Origin of the sequence: Photobacterium swingsii (assembly GCF_024346715.1) — a bacterium.
Taxonomy (GTDB): Bacteria; Pseudomonadota; Gammaproteobacteria; order Enterobacterales; family Vibrionaceae; genus Photobacterium; species Photobacterium swingsii.
Genome location: NZ_AP024852.1, coordinates 3,156,112 through 3,174,086, shown reverse-complemented (window position 1 = coordinate 3,174,086; position 17,975 = coordinate 3,156,112). Strand labels below are relative to the sequence as shown.

Sequence of the window (17,975 nt, the reverse complement as noted above, 5' to 3'; positions counted from 1 at the left end):
TCAGTAGTCATGAAGATCATCTGAGAAGTCTCTCAGCATGTCGATACCTTCAAGTTCCTTTTGTAGTCGTTGTCTATCTTTCAAGGCTTCAATTTCACGCCATTTACGTTTAACCGGCTTACTGCGGCTAGCACGAGCAGGACGTTCGATTGCAAGAATGTCGTCGAATGCATAGTTATCCATAATTAGCACCTCTTTCCTTACAGGGATGAAGCAATCTGACGGATGCATATAAAATGCTGACGAAATAGCCAGATTGCCTTCTAGTTAAATAGCACACTGACAAATAAAATAAAATTGATGTATTTCGCAAATGTTATCGTTATATGAAGTTTTTATGTGGATGACTTCACAAGTACAATTTTAGTGACTAAAAAACACACAAGGTAAACGTTTGCGCTGTGTGTTAAACACCCTGAAACTTTCTGTTTTTGCACTGATCTATTCGTCGATAAGGACTGTGAAATACACGTGTTACAAGCCCATAATCACCGCTAGGTTATTCACTGTGTTGGCTTCTTCGCAATTAATGATGATTAATTCGGAAAATCAGAGACTAATGGAGTGTTGCGTAATGTTTTAATAAATGTTGCAATTACTTGTCGTTCGAGCCTTTCTCAAGTGAGCATAATGGCAGGATATTACTGCTTTATTGATCGTGATGCATATTGCGTTAATGACCTTTTCTTTGGCATGATCATCCGCCATCAGTTGCTTGGTCGATGACCAACGCATCATTTTCAGCTCTTCAAATCTTACTGAATAGCTGACAGTACGCTTATTTGTCTACGGTTTTGTACCGCAAACACATAACAACAACTAAGGTTGATAATAAACAACCGATTTTGATTTTACGTCTTCTGGCTCGCGTTTGGGCGCAGAAGTGTTTTTATATTTTATGATTTTAGAGGGGGAAACGTGACAAGTCAGATTAACTTCTTAAACGATCTGTTATGGGGTTCCGTACTTATTTACCTCCTTATCGGGGTAGGTATCTACTTTACTTACCGTCTTGGGTTTATTCAGTTCCGTCACTTCGGCCACATGTTCAGTGTGATGAAAAATAGCCGTAAGTCCGACAAGTCAGGTATTTCATCATTCCAAGCGCTATGTACAAGCTTAGCGGCACGTGTTGGTACGGGTAACATGGCGGGGGTTGCTGTTGCTTTAACATTGGGTGGCCCAGGTGCCATTTTTTGGATGTGGCTGATCGCTATGTTGGGTATGGCAACAGCCTTTGCTGAAAGTGCACTTGCACAGCTATATAAAACCCGAGATGACGAAGGAAATTACCGCGGTGGTCCAGCTTATTACATGGAAAAAGGCTTGGGCATGCGCTGGATGGGTGTCGTTTTTTCTATCTGTTTGATCATTGCTTTCGGCCTCGTTTTTAATTCGGTGCAAGCCAACTCTATTACGCAAGCAATGAATGTCGCTTTTGGCTGGAATCCGATGTACGTCGGTGTAGCCTTGGTGATCATGGCGGGTTTCATTATCTTTGGTGGCATGCGCACCATTGCGCGTACTGCAGAGTTACTGGTTCCGACAATGGCGCTGTTTTACTTATTGATTGCGATGTACATCATGGCTGTGAATATCGAAAAGCTGCCTGATGTATTAATGCTGATTTTCCGCAGTGCGTTTGGTCTAGAAGAGGCCGCATCGGGCGCATTGGGCTACACCATAGCGCAGGGCATGATTAATGGCTTGAAGCGTGGTTTGTTCTCGAATGAAGCGGGTATGGGTTCTGCGCCGAATGCTGCTGCTTCTGCAACGCCGTATCCACCACACCCAGCTTCACAAGGTTACGTTCAAATGCTAGGTGTATTCATGGACACCATAGTGATTTGTTCAGCGACGGTGGCGATCATTTTAATGTCGGGTGAATATGTACCGCATGGTGAGATCACTGGCATTGAATTGACGCAGCGCGCGCTAAGCTCGCAAGTGGGTGGCTGGGGTGCAATCTTCATTGCTGTAGCGATCTTCTTCTTTGCGTTTACCTCGCTCGTGGCGAACTATTCGTATGCCGAAACTAACCTGATCTTTTTAGAACATAACCATAAAGCGGGCTTAAATGTATTCCGTGTGGTTGTACTGGGCATGGTGATGTTTGGTGCGGTTGCTGATTTACCTACGGTATGGGCGATGGCCGATGTCTCGATGGGAATGATGGCGATTATCAACCTGGTGGCAATAGTGCTCTTATCCGGCACTGTGGTGAAGCTGGCGGCAGATTACAATAAGCAGCTCTCGCAAGGTAAAGTGCCAACATTCGATAGTAAAGATTACCCAGAACTGCATGCCCAGCTTGAAGAGGGCATTTGGGATCAGGATAAGAAGTAATACCTGAACTTTTATTGGCAATTAAAAAGCCCCGCACTTTGAAACATCAAGGCGGGGCTTTTTGTTATTTATAACTTAGGGTAGATACAATTTAAGGCGTTGTTTTTTCAGGACCGTAAAGTGTTACTAGGTTTTCATTACTTTCAAGTGCATGAATGCTTACCAATAGCTGATCTGTTGTATCAAGTTTAAACATAGTGAAGACGATACTTAATTGAGCTGAATCTGGAATGCTATCGTCTTTGAGAAGAGATCGAACATCAGATGCAGATACAAAACGTTCATATACGTTTGTTGAAAGCTTTTCTAGATTGTATCGGTTGTTTGCAATTAGAACCGATGGTTCATCGCCAATCTCTTCGATCTTGATATCTACATTTTCAACAAGGAAGTCACCCTTATTTTTCCAATGGTTTTCGATACGTTTTGCTGTAACGAATTCATTTTTATCATCAGGATTTGAGAGTGTTAGAATATCCTTTTCGATGTTTGCTTTCACTTTATACGTCGTTTCACTTTTTAGTGAGCCATCGTCGTTAAATGTATATTGTTTGGCGCTGGCTTCTGGCGCGCCTGTTAATGCAATCTGTGTTGACATGGCTGGTGTGTCATTTAAGTCTGTAAACCCAACTTTATAATCTTTAACGCTCAGTTTAACAAACTCAGGAGCCTTTTGATCTGCAACGTTAAAGTTGCTATCAAGGAATACACCTTGGTGATTCTGAAGGGCTGGTTCAGGATCGACATTATCATTTTTCTTAGAGCCGCCACAGCCAACAAGTGTTGTTGCAATTAGCGCTGACAAAATTAATTTTTTCATTTTTATTTTCCAATCAAAGGTTAGAACTTGCACGCTAATTTTACGAATTGATTTGTTATTGAACCAGTGGGTTGAGTGTAATAATTCCGTGTTTATCGGTACTTGTCAGCTATGTTTGAAAGGGGCAATATTCTGCTTGTTAATGCAATGCTTGTTGCACTTGTCATCGATATTGGTAGGGGGAGTGTTTGTTCTTTTAAAAGCGCATGATACTCTTTTGAGCATAATTAAAACTTCAGCTGACCAAGGAAAAACATCTTATGTTGATTGTGGTTTCTCCTGCAAAAACGCTCGACTATGAATCGCCATTAGCTACTCAAACTTATACCCAGCCAACTCTGACCGATCACTCTGCAGAACTGATAAAGGTGTGCCGTGAGCTGACACCTGCTGATATATCGACACTCATGAAAGTGAGCGACAAAATTGCAGGCTTGAATGTGGCCCGCTTTACAGAGTGGCAGCCTGAATTTACGACACTAAATAGCCGCCAAGCGATTCTGGCGTTTAAAGGTGATGTTTATACCGGCCTTGAGGTCGAGACCATGACTGAAGGTGATTTTGCGTGGGCACAAAATCACCTGCGTATGCTATCTGGGCTTTATGGCTTACTGCGTCCACTTGATTTAATGCAGCCTTATCGTCTAGAAATGGGGACTAAGTTAGCCAATGATCGTGGTACTAACTTGTACCAATTCTGGGGCAACATCATCACGGACAGCCTAAATACGGCACTGGCTGATCAAGGTGACGAGACGCTGATTAATTTAGCTTCGAATGAATACTTTAAAGCGGTTAAGCCAAAAGCATTGAAAGCCAAAGTGATCACGCCTGTTTTTAAAGATTGTAAGAATGGCACTTATAAAGTGATCAGCTTTTATGCCAAAAAAGCGCGCGGCATGATGGCACGCTACATTATTGATAATCGTGTGGATTCAATTGAAGCACTTAAAGCGTTTGATACTGCGGGTTACTACTTCGTCGAAGCAGAATCCACAGCGACAGAGCTTGTGTTTAAGCGTGAAGAACAGGCTAAATAAGCGCTTAACTTAACGGTCATACTTAGGTATTAAAAAAGGCAGTGTCATTGACACTGCCTTTTGTATATTGGGTGTCCCGTCCTGAAATGTGTTTACACATTGAGGACTAATGATGACCATTCCAAATAAACACTACGTTAAGCGCACTCAGCGTGATTACACACTAGGCTTTAAATTACAGGTTGTAGACGCCATCGAAAAAGGCGACATGACCTATAAACAAGCCCAATCAATTTACGGCATACAAGGTCGTTCGACCGTTCTTACTTGGTTAAGAAAGCATGGAAAATTGGATTGGACTACCTGTCCAAGGAAGAACACGATGCCAAAGTCACCAAGAGCGAATGAAACGCCGGCCCAGAAAATAAAACGACTTGAACAAGAGCTCGAAGATGAACGCCTTAGATGTCTTCTTCTCAACAGAGTTGTCGATATTCTTGACGCTGAGCATGGGATGTCGCTAAGAAAAAAGTATATAGCGAAGGAGCAAGAAGCCTTCAAAAAGAGAGGAAAGTAAGCTTAAGTAAAGCTTGCTCATTGCTCGATATATCTCGTCAATGTGTCTATCAGAGAGAAAAGCGTGAGGCAACTCGTCAGGCTGAGCTTGCTCCTGTGAGAGGAATGGTACTGGAACTAAGACGCTTCATGCCTCGACTAGGAACTCGTAAGCTCTATTTCTTACTGAAACCTAAGCTGATAGCCAAGGGAATAAAACTTGGTCGTGATGCTTTGTTTAATTACCTCAGAGAAGAACGCTTACTCGTTAAGCCGAAACGGAGTTACACCAAAACAACGAACAGCAGGCACTGGATGAAAAAACATCCGAACTTGCTAAAAGAAGTCGTTCCGTCAAAACCAGAAGAGGTTCTGGTGAGCGACATCACTTATGTTCAGTCGAGCGAGGGCGTTCACTACTTATCATTAGTTACCGATGCCTTCAGTCGTAAAATTATGGGGTATGAAGTCAGTAATGAAATGAAAGCGAGTGATGTTGTGAAGGCTTTAGATATGACGCTAAAGACTCGATGTTATCGTCATGCGACAATCCATCATTCAGATAGAGGACTTCAGTATTGCTCTAGCCTTTATCAAGAGAAGCTTAAAAAGCATGGCATAATACCATCAATGACGGATGGATATGACTGTTACCAAAACGCGTTAGCTGAGCGGGTCAATGGTATCCTCAAGCAAGAGTTCTTGCTTACTCAGTGCAAAGGTCTTAACGAGTTAAAAACGCTTGTTGAAGAGTCTATATATACGTATAACGAAATGAGGCCGCATCTTAGCCTTGGCATGGATACGCCAAATAAAATGCATGAAAAAAGCCAGCAACTTGCGTTACTGGCTTACTAAAATCGTCAACGTATTTTAGGACGAGACAGGGTACTAATTTATACTGTGTACCCAATTGATAAGCAACATGATGGTAACTGGCATTGAGCTAGTTACCTTACCGCATTACTTCGCGTCTTTTGTCGCTGTTTTTTTCTTTTGCTTTTTCAGCGCTTTCTTTTGCTTCGCTGCTTTTAGCTTTTTATCAACTTTGACTTTTTTCTTCTTGATCGTTTTCGCTTTTTTCGTTCTTGGGCGTAGGCCTTCAAGGAAGCGCTCTGGCACTTCTTCTTTCATGTAACGACCGATACGTTCCATCATGCCTTGGTCATGCGCTTCTACCAGAGAAATCGCGGTTCCTTTTTTACCGGCACGTGCAGTACGGCCAATACGGTGCAAGTAAACATCTGCGGTACGTGGCAAGTCGTAGTTAATAACATGGCTAACGTCAGGTAAATCGATACCACGCGCTGCAACATCGGTTGCAAGTAGCACAGAGACTTCACCACTACGGAAACGTTCAATGGCGTTAATGCGAGACACTTGTGCCATTTCACCTTGGATCCAGCTACATTTGATATCCATTGAGGCTAATTGGTCACGAAGCTCACCAAGGCGCTCACGCGTTTTGATGAACACGATACTACGCTCGGTTTGGTTCTTTAATAGCTCTTCAAGGATAGCCAGCTTATGCGGCATATCATCACAGCGTAGGTATAGCTGATGGATTTTCTTACGTTCACGACGTGAAGGCTCAGCATCCACTTCAACAGGTTCGTTTAGAATCGTTTCAGAAAACTCACGAACACCTTTGCCTTCAAGCGTTGCTGAGAACAGCATACTTTGGTTGCGCCAGCGACATTCTTTGTGAAGGCGATCAACGACTTTAGCGAAGCCCATATCGAGCATGCGGTCGGCTTCATCAAGGATCAAACATTCGATAGCACGGCAATCAAAACGCTCAGCTTCAATGTATTCCATAAGACGCCCCGGTGTTGCAACAACAAGATCTTGCGTCTTGCCTAGCAGGTCTGCATGGTCGTCGTAAGAAATACCACCTGTGATGGTGAAGATATTGAGTGCTGTATGTTTAGCTAGATTACGTGCTTCTTCAGCAACTTGAATAGCAAGCTCACGAGTTGGTGTGAGGATCAATACACGTGCAGGCCCTGGCTTCTTACGTGGGAAGTCCAACAGGTGTTGGATCATAGGAAGAAGAAACGCGGCGGTTTTTCCGGTACCCGTAGGAGCAGAAGCCAACACATCGCGGCCGTCCAAGGCATGAGGGATAGCCTGCGCCTGAATATCTGTCGGGCGTGAATAACCTATTTCTGCAATTGCTTGTAATAGTTCGCTATCTAACTCTAATTCGGAAAAGTCTCTCACCAGTCATCTCTCCTCGGGAATAAGACCAACGCCAGCCATTACAAAATGTACGAGGTAATGGCAAGAGGCATAAATATAAGGGGCGGCATTATATACCCAAATGAAGGCAAGATGCGAGGTTCCCTGTGCTTGCGTTTATATCACGGCATTTATTACATTTTTAAGTAGAAGTTTTGCGTTAATTTGATGAATTCTTCTGAATACTGGCCCTGCTGATGGATATTCAGTTGCTGCTGTTCCGCTATGCATTCTGCCAAGGTTAATGAAAACAGCAATCGGTTGATCGGTTTTCGCTCCGTGGTACGGATTTCGCACAGGCGTTGGCAGTATAGCCCGCGTTGTTGGGCTGCTTGAATGAAGCGTCGTCCTTCATATTCAGGCAGAATGAAGTTCGCCACCCCTGCTGGAGTGAGTAAATTTTTCACACTATCGAGTAACGCATGGTGGCTTAACGTATCAGTGTGACGGGCAGTGGCACGCTTATCGCAATCAGCCTGTTGACCAAAGTTAAAATAAGGTGGGTTGCACACTATGGTATCGATAGAGTGTGGTGTTTGATGAGTTTGCCAATGGAGAAGATCGTCGTGAATGACAGTCAGGCGATTTCCCCAGGGTGATTGCAGAAAGTTATGTCGAGCAGCTTTTGCTGCGTAGGGATCGATCTCTAGCGCGATGATACTGTTTTGTGTCTCAATACTACGTTGAGCGCTCATTAGTGCTAAGAGTCCACTTCCCGTGCCTATATCAAGAATGGTACCGCTCATTTTTAGCGATGCCCAAGCGCCTAATAAGACGCCATCAGTGCTTACAGGCATGCCACAGCCTAAGTCATCAACGTGAAATTGTTTGAAAGTAAAGCCGTTTGCCATGTTTCCTCCTGTTTCGTCCTTTATTATATCGGTGTTTTTGTTACTTGATTAGGGAATAATTTTTGGCATGTCGGTCACTGGATAGAATATTCATCTGTTTGGGATCTGTTATATAAGTGTTCGTTATTGGTCTTTAGTTTTGGTTGTAACTCTTAATTTGGAGTTATAATCTGCTTTTTGCGGTTGTATGTGCTGGATAGTGGTGTTTTACCCTATGAGGTTGCTTATTGCGCAATTTTTCTTCATTATGCTGACATATTTGTTACAACTTACTATTAGTATCTAGTAACAAAATAATAACAATATGCAGACATAAATCATGAAATAGACAACGAGTGAAGGTGCAGTTTGAAAAATACACTCAAAGTAACAGACATCCTAGCATTGGGTTTTATGACCTTTGCGTTTTTCTTGGGGGCGGGAAACATCATATTTCCGCCACAGGCAGGTCAACTTGCAGGTGATAATTTATTCCCTGCTATGTTTGGTTTTCTTTCTACCGCAGTGGGTCTTCCACTGATCGCTATCATTGCAGTTGCAGTTGCTGGTGGTGGTTGGAAAGGCTTAACCCGTGATCTTCCACCTTCTGTAGCAACCCTGATGGCAGTGCTGATTTTTATCATTATTGGTCCAGCTTTTGCAGCACCACGTACAGGGCTAGTTGCTTACGAAATGGCGGTTAAACCCTTTATTGCAGATGCAGGTCAAATGAGCTTGACTGTGTTCTCTGTGGTTTTCTTTGCGATTGCTTTGTTCTTCGCATGGTCGCGCGGCAAGCTGATCGACATGATAGGTAAGTTTTTAACACCAGCTCTGTTTGCGGTATTAGCAGTATTAGCCATTGCGGTGTTTGTGAACCCTCAGGGTGATATTCTTCCTGCACAAGGTGATTACGTAGCGCAAGCGTTCACAACGGGCTTCTTGGAAGGCTACAACACCATGGATACCTTCGCAGCACTGATGTTCGGTATGCTGATTGTTGATGTTATCCGTAAAAAGGGTGTAACAGATGAAAAAGCGACTTGTACTTACTTAGTGTATGCCGGCGTGATTGCTGCTGCGGGTCTGGCTTTTGTTTATATTTCTCTATTCTACCTTGGCGCAACCAGTGCGGGCATTGCGCCTGGTGCTGAAAATGGTGGTGCAATCTTAAGCATCTACGTTCAAGCACTATTTGGTGGTACGGGTCAGGTGATTCTTTCAGCTATCGTGTTACTGGCATGTTTAACTACGGCGATTGGCCTTATCAGTGCATGTTCTGATTACTTCAGCTCATTGACTAAGCTATCTTACGAAAAGTGGGCGGTTATCTTAGCGGTAGTATGTGGTGTTGTGGCAAACGTTGGTCTTAGTCAGCTGATTTCATTGTCTATTCCTGTACTGTTTGCTCTGTACCCAGTTGCGGTTGCTTTGGTCGCGCTGACATTTGTACGTGGTTGGTTACCTAACCCGCGTGTTGCATACCGTGTAGTGTTATTGGTATCACTACTGTTTAGTTTCATTGATGCTGCTAAATTTATGGGTATCGATGTTTCTGCGCTAAATATCTTGCCACTGTTTGATTACGGCATGGCATGGGTTATTCCAACAGTTGTCGCGTTAGTGGTTACACGCTTTATTGGTGCGCCAGCACAACAAGAAGCACAAGCAGCGTAAGTTTGTTGCGTTAACCTTACTTTGTAAGGAAAAGGGATGCCTCGGCATCCCTTTTTTGTTGTTAAGTCTTGCTAGGAAGCGCTGTGCTATAAGGTTTCAGCGTATTCCGTCATGATTTGTTCACACCAAGTAGTGATTCGCATATCGCTTTGCTCAAACTGGCTGTCTTCATCGAGCGCTAAACCAACGAAGAACTGCTCATCTTCGGTGAGGGCTTTAGAGGCTTCAAACTCGTAGCCTTTGTTTTCCCAGTAACCGACAAAGTTTGCACCTGTTGGTAGCAGTTTTTCATGCAGCATGCCCATCGCATCCAGGAACCACTCGGTATAGCCTTCTTGATCACCTAGGCCAAAGAGGGCGATGGTTTTTCCTGCTAGTTGTAAGCCGTCAAGTTGTTCCCAAACCGCTTCCCAGTCTTCTTGTAATTCGCCAAAGTCCCAAGTGGAAATCCCTAAAATCAGCATGTCATATTGATTCATTTCGCTGACGTCGGTTTCTTTGATGTTATGCAGTGTGACTAGCTCAGGTCCGATACAGTCTCGAATTTTTTCGGCTGCCATTTCGGTATAACAGGTGGTCGAGCCGTAGAATAGGCCTATGTTCATGAGGGCTTCTCGTCGGTTGAGGGCGTACCTATCGGTATGGAATAGCGAGAGTGTACCTGTGTTGTAATTAATCCTCTATGGTTTGCTGGTATTGAGCGCAATACAAAGGTGACTTTTTTGCGATAAATAGACTACTATAGCTAAAACTACTGTATTTATACCCAGTAGGTGAGCGTTGAGTTTATACCTAGGACTTATGTCTAGGGCTGATACCTATTAATTAAAGGTCCGAGGTTGTAGTGGAAAACGATGAAATCAGTATCGAGCGCTTTCTCGATGCAATGTGGATGGAAAGAGGGCTATCGGAAAATACCCTAATGTCATACCGCAATGACTTATTGAAATTACAGCACTGGCTGGCCGATAACGGATTAACGGTTCTGACAGTATCAGAAGATGATTTACACCAATACCAGCAGTGGTTATTTGATGCCGATTATAAGCAAACTTCTCGTGCAAGAATGGCTTCTGCAATTCGTCGTTTGTTCCAATATTTGAACCGAGAAAAAATGCGTCCTGATGATCCCAGTGCGATGCTTGCAAGTCCTCGGTTACCGAAACGTTTACCGAAAGATATCAGCGAAGCGGAAGTGGATGCGTTATTGGATGCCCCAGATCCCAATGATCCGCTCGAACTGCGTGATAAAGCCATGTTGGAGCTCTTGTATGCGACTGGCCTGCGTGTAACCGAACTGGTGAGCTTGACCATGGAAAACGTCAGCTTGCGCCAAGGTGTAGTACGCGTTATCGGTAAAGGTGAGAAAGAACGGTTAGTACCGATGGGAGAAAATGCCATCGATTGGATTGAGCAGTTTATCGAAACAGGACGGCCGCAGCTTTTAGGTGAAAAAAGCTCGGATGTGGTATTCCCCAGCCGCCGAGCCAAGCAGATGACACGCCAAACATTTTGGCACCGCATTAAGCACTATGCGGTATTGGCGGGAATTGATACGGAAAAATTATCACCGCACGTGATGCGTCACGCCTTTGCCACACATCTATTGAACTACGGGGCCGATTTACGTGTAGTACAAATGCTATTGGGTCATAGTGATCTCTCGACCACACAGATCTATACTCATGTTGCAACAGAGCGCTTGAAGCAACTTCATCAAACGCATCACCCACGAGCGTAAACATTGCGGATATGTTCGCAAACTGGAAGTATGATCTGTTGCGTATTAGTGCGGTTGCTTTATGCTGCCCATCGAATAAATAAACGCACTACGCTTTATTGCTTTGAGTTTTAGCGATAAGAATAGAACAAGCCTGTAAGAAAGGAACTTTGAAAGTTTTTTGTACTCATACAGGTCTGTTCTTGTAGTGGGTAGTGATCGCATCACTATTTTCTGCGGACATTCCGCTTTTTAGACGTAAAAGGAAAGAATCGAATGCACTTTTTTGGTCGTACTCTGCTTGCCACTGCTGTCGCTTTGACTGCGTTTTCAGTTTCGGCAAAACCTGATAATGCCGCTATTGAATCGAAGTTGAGTGCGCTAGGTCTTGCACCTACATCGATTTCTCCTTCACCTGTACCAGGAATGAATGAAGCGCTAACAGAGCGTGGCATTGTGTACGTGTCTGACAATGGCGAATATTTCATTGCAGGCCACTTATACCAAAATACAGGTGCTCAGCCGGTGAACCTTACCGAGCAAAAAATGGCGAAAATCAATAAAGATAAGCTGCAGGGTATGGAAGACGAAATGATCGTTTATCCAGCTAAAGATGAGAAGTATGTAGTTACTGTCTTTACTGATACCAGCTGTGGTTACTGCCGTAAATTGCACAGTGAGATCCCTGCCTATAATGATGCGGGCATTACTATTCGCTACCTTGCCTTCCCTCGTGGTGGTGAACGTTCACGTAACCTCGATGAAATGGGGGCTATTTGGGGGGCAAAAGATCCTGCGCAAGCAATGAATGATGCTAAGAATGGCACTTTCAATATGGATGGTGTGAAGCCACGTAACGATATTGTGATGAAGCAATTTGAATTAGGTCAAGCGATGGGCGTGTCTGGCACACCAGCTTTGGTGCTTGCGGATGGCACTTTGATCCCTGGCTACCAACCCGCACCTATGCTGCGTAAAATGCTAGATAGCAAAGCGAAAAGCTAACTATTATCAGGCGTTAAGATTATAGAAACCCGTAGAGCATAGCGCTGTACGGGTTTTTTGTTATTTGAGATCTGACAGTGATAGCGTGATTTGTTGTAGATCGATAGAAAGAGTGCGGTAGAATAAAATTTCAGCCCTCAATAAGAATCGATAGCCGTCACTATGATTGAAGTTAAACGCCGCCCTGATGCTGATACCTCAGGCTTCTCTCCAGCAACCCCCTCCATATTGCAACGAATTTATGCCAGCCGTGGTATCCAAAGCGAAGCGGAGCTTGAACGTGGTGCTAAAGGCTTACTTAGCTATAACCAATTACATGGAATAGCACCAGCGGTTGATTTATTAGTGAAAGCCCTGAAAAAGAAGACTCGCATTATTATTGTGGGGGACTTTGATGCCGACGGTGCGACAAGCTCTGCACTATCGGTGTTGGCACTGCGTATGCTGGGTTGTACCAATGTCGATTATTTAGTGCCTAACCGTTTTGATGATGGCTATGGCTTGAGCCCTGAAGTGGTTGAGCAAGCGCACGCTAAAGGGGCTGAATTGATCATGACGGTCGATAACGGCGTGTCATCCATTGCTGGTGTGGCGGCGGCGAAAGCTAAAGGTATTGATGTCTTGGTGACAGATCACCACTTGCCAGGGCATGAGTTGCCGCAAGCCGATGCTATCGTGAACCCGAACTTGCATGAGTGTGACTTCCCATCAAAGGCGTTATGTGGTGTGGGTGTAGCTTTTTACCTGATGCTAGCGGTACGGGCAGAGCTACGTAAAACCACTTGGTTTGCTGAGCAAGGTATTGCTGAGCCTAATTTGGCTGAGTTACTCGATTTAGTGGCGTTAGGCACAGTCGCTGATGTGGTGGCGCTGGATGGTAATAACCGAATTCTTGTGCATCAAGGTCTACAACGTATTCGCGCTGGTAAATGTCGTCCGGGTATTCAAGCTTTGATTGAAGTGGCAAATCGTGATCCTTCACGGATAGTGACCAGCGATTTAGGCTTTGCTTTAGGCCCACGTATCAATGCGGCAGGCCGCTTGGATGACATGTCTTTCGGGGTCGAGTTGCTACTATGTGACAACATACAGGCTGCGCGACGAATGGCCTCTGAACTTGATGGGTTAAACCAAACTCGGAAAGAAATCGAGCAGGGCATGAAAGATGAAGCTCTGGCTATCTGCGAACGCCTTAAATTTAATAAAAATGATATGCCTTATGGCTTAGTCTTGTTTCAGCGTGATTGGCACCAAGGGGTGATTGGTATTTTAGCCTCGCGCATTAAAGAGCTATACCATCGCCCAGTGATTGCTTTTGCTGATGCGGGCAATGGTGAAATTAAAGGGTCGTGCCGATCGATTGTGGGTTTACACATGCGTGATGTCTTAGATCTAATTGATACTAAAAACCCCGGCATGATTACAAAATTTGGTGGGCATGCGATGGCGGCAGGGCTGACTATTCCAGAAGATAAGCTTGAAGCGTTTAGCCTCGCCTTTGATGAAGCGGTGCGTGCTGAATTGGATGAAGATGCCCTTAAAGGCGTATTACTCACAGATGGTGAATTAAGCGCGGGGGAGTTGAACTTACCTACGGCAGAAATATTACGTAGTGGCGGCCCGTGGGGACAGCAATTTCCTGAGCCGAGTTTTGATGGGCAGTTTCGTTTATTGCACCAAAAGCTGGTGGGCAGTAAGCATTTAAAAATGATGGTTGAGCCACTTAGCGGTGGTGCTGTGATTGATGCCATCGCCTTTAATGTCGATTTACGTCGTTGGCCTGATGCCTCGGTACAAATTATTGAGCTTGTGTACCGATTGGACATCAATGAGTTCCGTGGTAACACCAGCGTACAACTGATGGTCGAACACCTTGATGCCAAGTAAGGCACTGGCTGCTGTGTTTTAATCAATAAGATTGTCATTTAAATTAAAAGGCGAAACTGCATAAAGTTTCGCCTTTTGCTTTTAAAGGTCAATAAGGCTGAATAATCAGTGATCTTTGTTTGAATATCTTGTCGGGAATCAGGCTTCTGGCTAGATATCAAGCCATCTTAGCCTCGCAATTTGTGAGCGGTTTCAGAAAATAAAATCACACATAACCTTGTTCCAGCTCTGTATATTCTATCTACAATTCGATAGAATCTTTCGGTTATGTCCATTTCGGCTATGAAGAGTGGCAATGTTCGAGATTAATCCAATTAAAAACCGACTTGAGGATGTATCAGCGCGTACTGACATTCTTAGGGGGTACCTTTGACTACGATGCTAAAAAAGAGCGTCTAGAAGAGGTCAATGCTGAACTAGAGCAACCTGATGTATGGAACGAGCCAGAACGTGCTCAAGCTTTAGGTAAAGAGCGCTCTGCGCTAGAAGCAGTCGTAGATACAATCGACCAATTAGATCAAGGCGTAGAAGACGTTGAAGGTCTACTTGAGTTAGCGATTGAAGAAGAAGACCAAGAAACATTTGACGAGATTGAACCTGAGTTAGCTGAGCTTGAAGCTAAGCTAGAAAAACTAGAGTTCCGTCGCATGTTCTCTGGCGATCATGATGCATCTGATTGTTACATCGATTTACAAGCGGGTTCTGGTGGTACAGAAGCGCAAGATTGGACATCGATGATGCTGCGTATGTACTTACGCTGGGCTGATGCCAAAGGTTTCAAAACCGAAGTGATTGAAGTCTCTGATGGTGACGTTGCAGGCCTAAAATCGGCAACGGTACGCATCAGTGGTGAGTACGCTTACGGCTGGTTACGTACTGAGACCGGTGTTCACCGTTTAGTGCGTAAATCGCCATTCGATTCAGGCGGCCGTCGTCATACCTCGTTTGCTTCTGCATTTATTTATCCAGAAGTGGATGACAATATCGCTATCGATATTAACCCATCTGATCTACGTATCGACGTATACCGTGCATCGGGTGCGGGTGGTCAGCACGTTAACACCACCGAGTCAGCGGTACGTATTACGCACTTGCCGACCAATACTGTGGTGCAGTGTCAGAATGACCGTTCTCAGCACAAGAACAAAGATCAGGCGATGAAACAGTTGAAAGCAAAACTGTTTGAGCTTGAAATGCATAAACAAAATGCTGAGAAACAAGCCAATGAAGACTCTAAGTCTGACATTGGTTGGGGTAGCCAGATCCGTTCATACGTACTGGATGACTCTCGCATTAAAGACTTACGTACAGGGGTAGAAAATCGTAATACCCAAGCTGTACTGGACGGCGATTTAGACCGTTTTATTGAAGCCAGCCTGAAATCAGGTCTCTAACCATATTTGGTTAATAATTAAGGGTTCCCCCCATGACTGATCAATTACAAGATGAAAATAAGCTGATTGCTGAACGTCGTGCGAAGCTAGATATGATTCGCCAAAACTGTAAAGCAAACGGTCACCCGAATGATTTCCGTCGTGATAGCCTAGCGGCTGATCTACAGGCTAAATACGGTGAGCTAAGCAAAGAAGAGCTAGAAGAAGCGAACAACGTTGTTGCGATTGCAGGCCGTATTATGGCTAAACGTGGTCCATTCCTAGCGATTCAAGATGTGTCTGGTCGTATCCAAGCATACGCAGCAAAAGACGTACAAAAAGAGCTGAAAGAAAAACTTTCTGGTCTTGATATCGGTGACATCATCGGTGTTAAAGGTGCGCTTCACAAATCAGGTAAAGGCGATCTTTACGTGAACATGGAAGAATACGAATTGCTAACTAAAGCACTTCGTCCACTTCCAGAGAAGTTCCACGGTCTAACAGACCAAGAGATGCGTTACCGTCAACGTTACGTTGATCTGATTGTAAACGACGACTCGCGTACTGCGTTTATTATCCGTTCTAAGCTGGTAACGGCTATCCGTAACTTCATGGTCTCTAAGCAGTTCATGGAAGTTGAAACCCCAATGATGCACGTGATCCCAGGTGGTGCGACTGCACGTCCTTTCATCACGCATCACAACGCACTAGACATCGACATGTACCTACGTGTTGCACCTGAGCTTTACTTGAAGCGTCTAGTGGTTGGTGGTTTTGAGCGTGTATTCGAAATCAACCGTAACTTCCGTAACGAAGGTCTATCGCCACGTCACAACCCAGAATTCACTATGATGGAATTCTACATGGCGTACGCTGACTACAAAGATCTGATGGATCTAACTGAAGAAATGTTGTCTTCAGTAGCTCAAGAAGTACTTGGTGCGTCTGCAATGCCTTACGGTGACGAAATGGTTGAGTTTGGTGGCAAATACGCACGTATGACGATGCTAGAAGCGATCAAGCACTACAACCCTGAGCACGCTGAAATTCAAGCGCTAACAGAAGAAGGCGTTCAAGATCGTGACCTTATGGTTAAGATTGCGAAATCTGTTCACGTTGAAGTAGAAAGCTTCTGGACATGTGGTCAGCTACTTGAAGAAATCTTCGGTGAAACCGCTGAGCCACAGCTAATTCAACCAACCTTCATTACTGGTTACCCAGCGGATATCTCTCCACTGGCACGTCGTAGCGATGACAACCCATTCTTCACTGACCGCTTTGAGTTCTTCATCGGTGGTCGTGAAGTAGCAAATGGCTTCTCTGAGCTTAACGATGCTGAAGACCAAGACCAACGCTTTAAAGCGCAGGTTGATGCAAAAGACGCAGGTGATGACGAAGCAATGTTCTATGATGCAGACTACATTACTGCGCTAGAACACGGCTTACCGCCAGCGGCTGGCCAAGGTATCGGTATCGATCGCTTAGCAATGTTATTTACAAATACGCACACAATCCGTGACGTAATTTTGTTCCCTGCAATGCGCCCTCAAGCAAACTAATCGAGTTCGCTTGATGTAAAAAAAACCACTCGCCATGCGAGTGGTTTTTTTATGCATGAAAGAAAATTGACGTGCAGAGATTGCAGTAAAAACACTATAAATACAGTATGATAGCGAAGCAATAAATTGCTCGCTGTTTGCGTTTATCACTATGCGTCATTTGAACTCAACTTACCCGTTGATATGTCGACAAGTAGGCTCTGACAGCTTGTTATAAAGCGCATTATTAAAAATAAAATGGATTTATTATGACAATTAAACCCCTTTCCTTGCTTGCCGTGGCGACTGTTGCTGTAACCTTATCTGGGTGTGCTACGACTAAACTGACACCACCAGCGACTGATTTTATCGGTAGCGTGCCTGCTGATTATAATGCGGAGCTAATGACGTTTAACGATGAGCCGTCAACTGGATTCCATGGCGGTAATATGACTTATCAATACACGCCAGAAAATGCACTGTTGACTGTGGTGATCCAATTACAAAATGCCCGTTGGTCATGGAATTTTGATCGTCGTACAGTCGAAAAAGAGTTGTTCCCTCATGCTTGTGAGCAGTTTGAAGCTCCATTAGCGGCAGGCATGGGCTTGCGCTATTGGTATGCGGGCAGTGGCGGCTTTGTCACTCAGGTGCTTACAAGCGCGACCTGTCAAACACTCGGGTATACACAATAACGACAGCTTATTGCGTTAAGTATAATCTGCTATGCCATGCCAGCCTGTCATAAAATATTGGCTGGCATTTTTGTTTCTGTTTGATGTGTGCAAGTTTGGTACTTTGTGCTGTTGTTGATTTTGTAAATTGTGTTTCTTTTAAGCAATGAATGTTTCTTCTTATTCCTATAGTGGATACATGGTGTGATTTCATTCACATTATTAAGTATTTAATTGCTGTCATTTATCCCTCGTAATCCTCTGCAAAATTCATACAAGTGTTTATTGATAAGTTACCGTTTTAACGTGACTTTAGTTTTTTGTGCTAC

The 17,975-nt window shown here is 44.2% G+C and carries 15 protein-coding genes; 10 read left to right on the top strand and 5 right to left on the bottom strand.

The features are described from left to right. Positions 1 to 183, bottom strand: a complete 183-nt coding sequence (locus OCU77_RS14370) for a DUF3545 family protein (protein WP_048900339.1) — start codon at positions 181 to 183, stop codon at positions 1 to 3. A gap of 735 nt (positions 184 to 918) precedes the next feature. On the opposite strand from OCU77_RS14370, the gene OCU77_RS14365 reads away from it, so the two are divergent. After that, positions 919 to 2,346 (top strand): alanine/glycine:cation symporter family protein, encoded by a 1,428-nt coding sequence (locus OCU77_RS14365; protein WP_048900340.1) that lies wholly within the window; start codon positions 919 to 921, stop codon positions 2,344 to 2,346. Between the two features lie 91 nt (positions 2,347 to 2,437). Here OCU77_RS14365 and OCU77_RS14360 read toward each other — a convergent pair whose 3' ends face one another. Next, entirely contained in the window at positions 2,438 to 3,166 is a 729-nt protein-coding gene (locus OCU77_RS14360) for a hypothetical protein (protein WP_048900341.1), read from the bottom strand. 260 nt (positions 3,167 to 3,426) lie between these two features. Here OCU77_RS14360 and yaaA point away from each other — a divergent pair, with 260 nt between their 5' ends. Continuing rightward, complete coding sequence (gene yaaA / locus OCU77_RS14355; RefSeq protein WP_107303135.1) at positions 3,427 to 4,206, top strand: peroxide stress protein YaaA; 780 nt, start codon at positions 3,427 to 3,429, stop codon at positions 4,204 to 4,206. A 112-nt stretch (positions 4,207 to 4,318) separates the two neighbouring features. Then, a protein-coding gene (locus OCU77_RS14350) for an IS3 family transposase (RefSeq protein WP_390624771.1) occupies positions 4,319 to 5,559 on the top strand; the annotation gives its coding sequence in 2 pieces (ribosomal slippage) (positions 4,319 to 4,691 and positions 4,691 to 5,559; 1,242 coding nt in all). Between the two features lie 105 nt (positions 5,560 to 5,664). Here OCU77_RS14350 and srmB read toward each other — a convergent pair. After that, a complete protein-coding gene (gene srmB / locus OCU77_RS14345; protein ID WP_048897978.1) occupies positions 5,665 to 6,924 on the bottom strand; it encodes an ATP-dependent RNA helicase SrmB in 1,260 nt (419 codons plus the stop codon). Between the two features lie 152 nt (positions 6,925 to 7,076). Then, positions 7,077 to 7,793: a tRNA1(Val) (adenine(37)-N6)-methyltransferase gene (locus OCU77_RS14340; protein WP_048897979.1), complete on the bottom strand. Its 717-nt coding sequence runs from the start codon at positions 7,791 to 7,793 to the stop codon at positions 7,077 to 7,079. 348 nt (positions 7,794 to 8,141) lie between these two features. Here OCU77_RS14340 and brnQ point away from each other — a divergent pair, with 348 nt between their 5' ends. Then, the gene (gene brnQ / locus OCU77_RS14335) at positions 8,142 to 9,449 is read left to right on the top strand and encodes a branched-chain amino acid transport system II carrier protein (protein ID WP_048897980.1); all 1,308 of its coding nucleotides are present in this window, start codon (positions 8,142 to 8,144) and stop codon (positions 9,447 to 9,449) included. An 86-nt stretch (positions 9,450 to 9,535) separates the two neighbouring features. Here brnQ and fldB read toward each other — a convergent pair whose 3' ends face one another. After that, positions 9,536 to 10,054, bottom strand: a complete 519-nt coding sequence (fldB, locus tag OCU77_RS14330; protein WP_107302801.1) for a flavodoxin FldB — start codon at positions 10,052 to 10,054, stop codon at positions 9,536 to 9,538. Positions 10,055 to 10,335: 281 nt separating this feature from the next. On the opposite strand from fldB, the gene xerD reads away from it, so the two are divergent. The 6 genes from xerD to OCU77_RS14300 all read left to right on the top strand — a co-directional run bounded on the left by xerD (position 10,336) and on the right by OCU77_RS14300 (position 17,667). Beyond that, positions 10,336 to 11,190, top strand: a complete 855-nt coding sequence (gene xerD / locus OCU77_RS14325; RefSeq protein WP_239685906.1) for a site-specific tyrosine recombinase XerD — start codon at positions 10,336 to 10,338, stop codon at positions 11,188 to 11,190. Between the two features lie 255 nt (positions 11,191 to 11,445). Then, positions 11,446 to 12,174, top strand: coding sequence for a bifunctional protein-disulfide isomerase/oxidoreductase DsbC (gene dsbC, locus OCU77_RS14320; RefSeq protein ID WP_048897982.1), 729 nt, complete (start codon positions 11,446 to 11,448; stop codon positions 12,172 to 12,174). Between the two features lie 162 nt (positions 12,175 to 12,336). Beyond that, positions 12,337 to 14,061 carry a single-stranded-DNA-specific exonuclease RecJ gene (gene recJ / locus OCU77_RS14315; RefSeq protein WP_107302800.1) on the top strand — a complete coding sequence of 575 codons (1,725 nt, stop codon included), beginning with the start codon at positions 12,337 to 12,339 and terminating at the stop codon, positions 14,059 to 14,061. A 295-nt stretch (positions 14,062 to 14,356) separates the two neighbouring features. Next, a protein-coding gene (gene prfB, locus OCU77_RS14310) for a peptide chain release factor 2 (protein WP_107302799.1) occupies positions 14,357 to 15,455 on the top strand; the annotation gives its coding sequence in 2 pieces (ribosomal slippage) (positions 14,357 to 14,431 and positions 14,433 to 15,455; 1,098 coding nt in all). A gap of 32 nt (positions 15,456 to 15,487) precedes the next feature. Continuing rightward, positions 15,488 to 16,993: a lysine--tRNA ligase gene (gene lysS / locus OCU77_RS14305; RefSeq protein WP_048897983.1), complete on the top strand. Its 1,506-nt coding sequence runs from the start codon at positions 15,488 to 15,490 to the stop codon at positions 16,991 to 16,993. Positions 16,994 to 17,241: 248 nt separating this feature from the next. After that, complete coding sequence (locus OCU77_RS14300; RefSeq protein ID WP_048897984.1) at positions 17,242 to 17,667, top strand: hypothetical protein; 426 nt, start codon at positions 17,242 to 17,244, stop codon at positions 17,665 to 17,667. Positions 17,668 to 17,975: the final 308 nt, after the last annotated feature.

Excerpts from the sequence above, each read along its gene's own strand:
- OCU77_RS14370 (WP_048900339.1), bottom strand. The coding sequence starts at position 183 with ATGGATAACTATGCATTCGACGACATTCTTGCAATCGAACGTCCTGCT.
- OCU77_RS14360 (WP_048900341.1), bottom strand. The coding sequence starts at position 3,166 with ATGAAAAAATTAATTTTGTCAGCGCTAATTGCAACAACACTTGTTGGC.
- yaaA (WP_107303135.1), top strand. The coding sequence starts at position 3,427 with ATGTTGATTGTGGTTTCTCCTGCAAAAACGCTCGACTATGAATCGCCA.
- OCU77_RS14340 (WP_048897979.1), bottom strand. The coding sequence starts at position 7,793 with ATGGCAAACGGCTTTACTTTCAAACAATTTCACGTTGATGACTTAGGC.
- fldB (WP_107302801.1), bottom strand. The coding sequence starts at position 10,054 with ATGAACATAGGCCTATTCTACGGCTCGACCACCTGTTATACCGAAATG.
- xerD (WP_239685906.1), top strand. The coding sequence starts at position 10,336 with ATGTGGATGGAAAGAGGGCTATCGGAAAATACCCTAATGTCATACCGC.
- dsbC (WP_048897982.1), top strand. The coding sequence starts at position 11,446 with ATGCACTTTTTTGGTCGTACTCTGCTTGCCACTGCTGTCGCTTTGACT.
- recJ (WP_107302800.1), top strand. The coding sequence starts at position 12,337 with ATGATTGAAGTTAAACGCCGCCCTGATGCTGATACCTCAGGCTTCTCT.
- lysS (WP_048897983.1), top strand. The coding sequence starts at position 15,488 with ATGACTGATCAATTACAAGATGAAAATAAGCTGATTGCTGAACGTCGT.
- OCU77_RS14300 (WP_048897984.1), top strand. The coding sequence starts at position 17,242 with ATGACAATTAAACCCCTTTCCTTGCTTGCCGTGGCGACTGTTGCTGTA.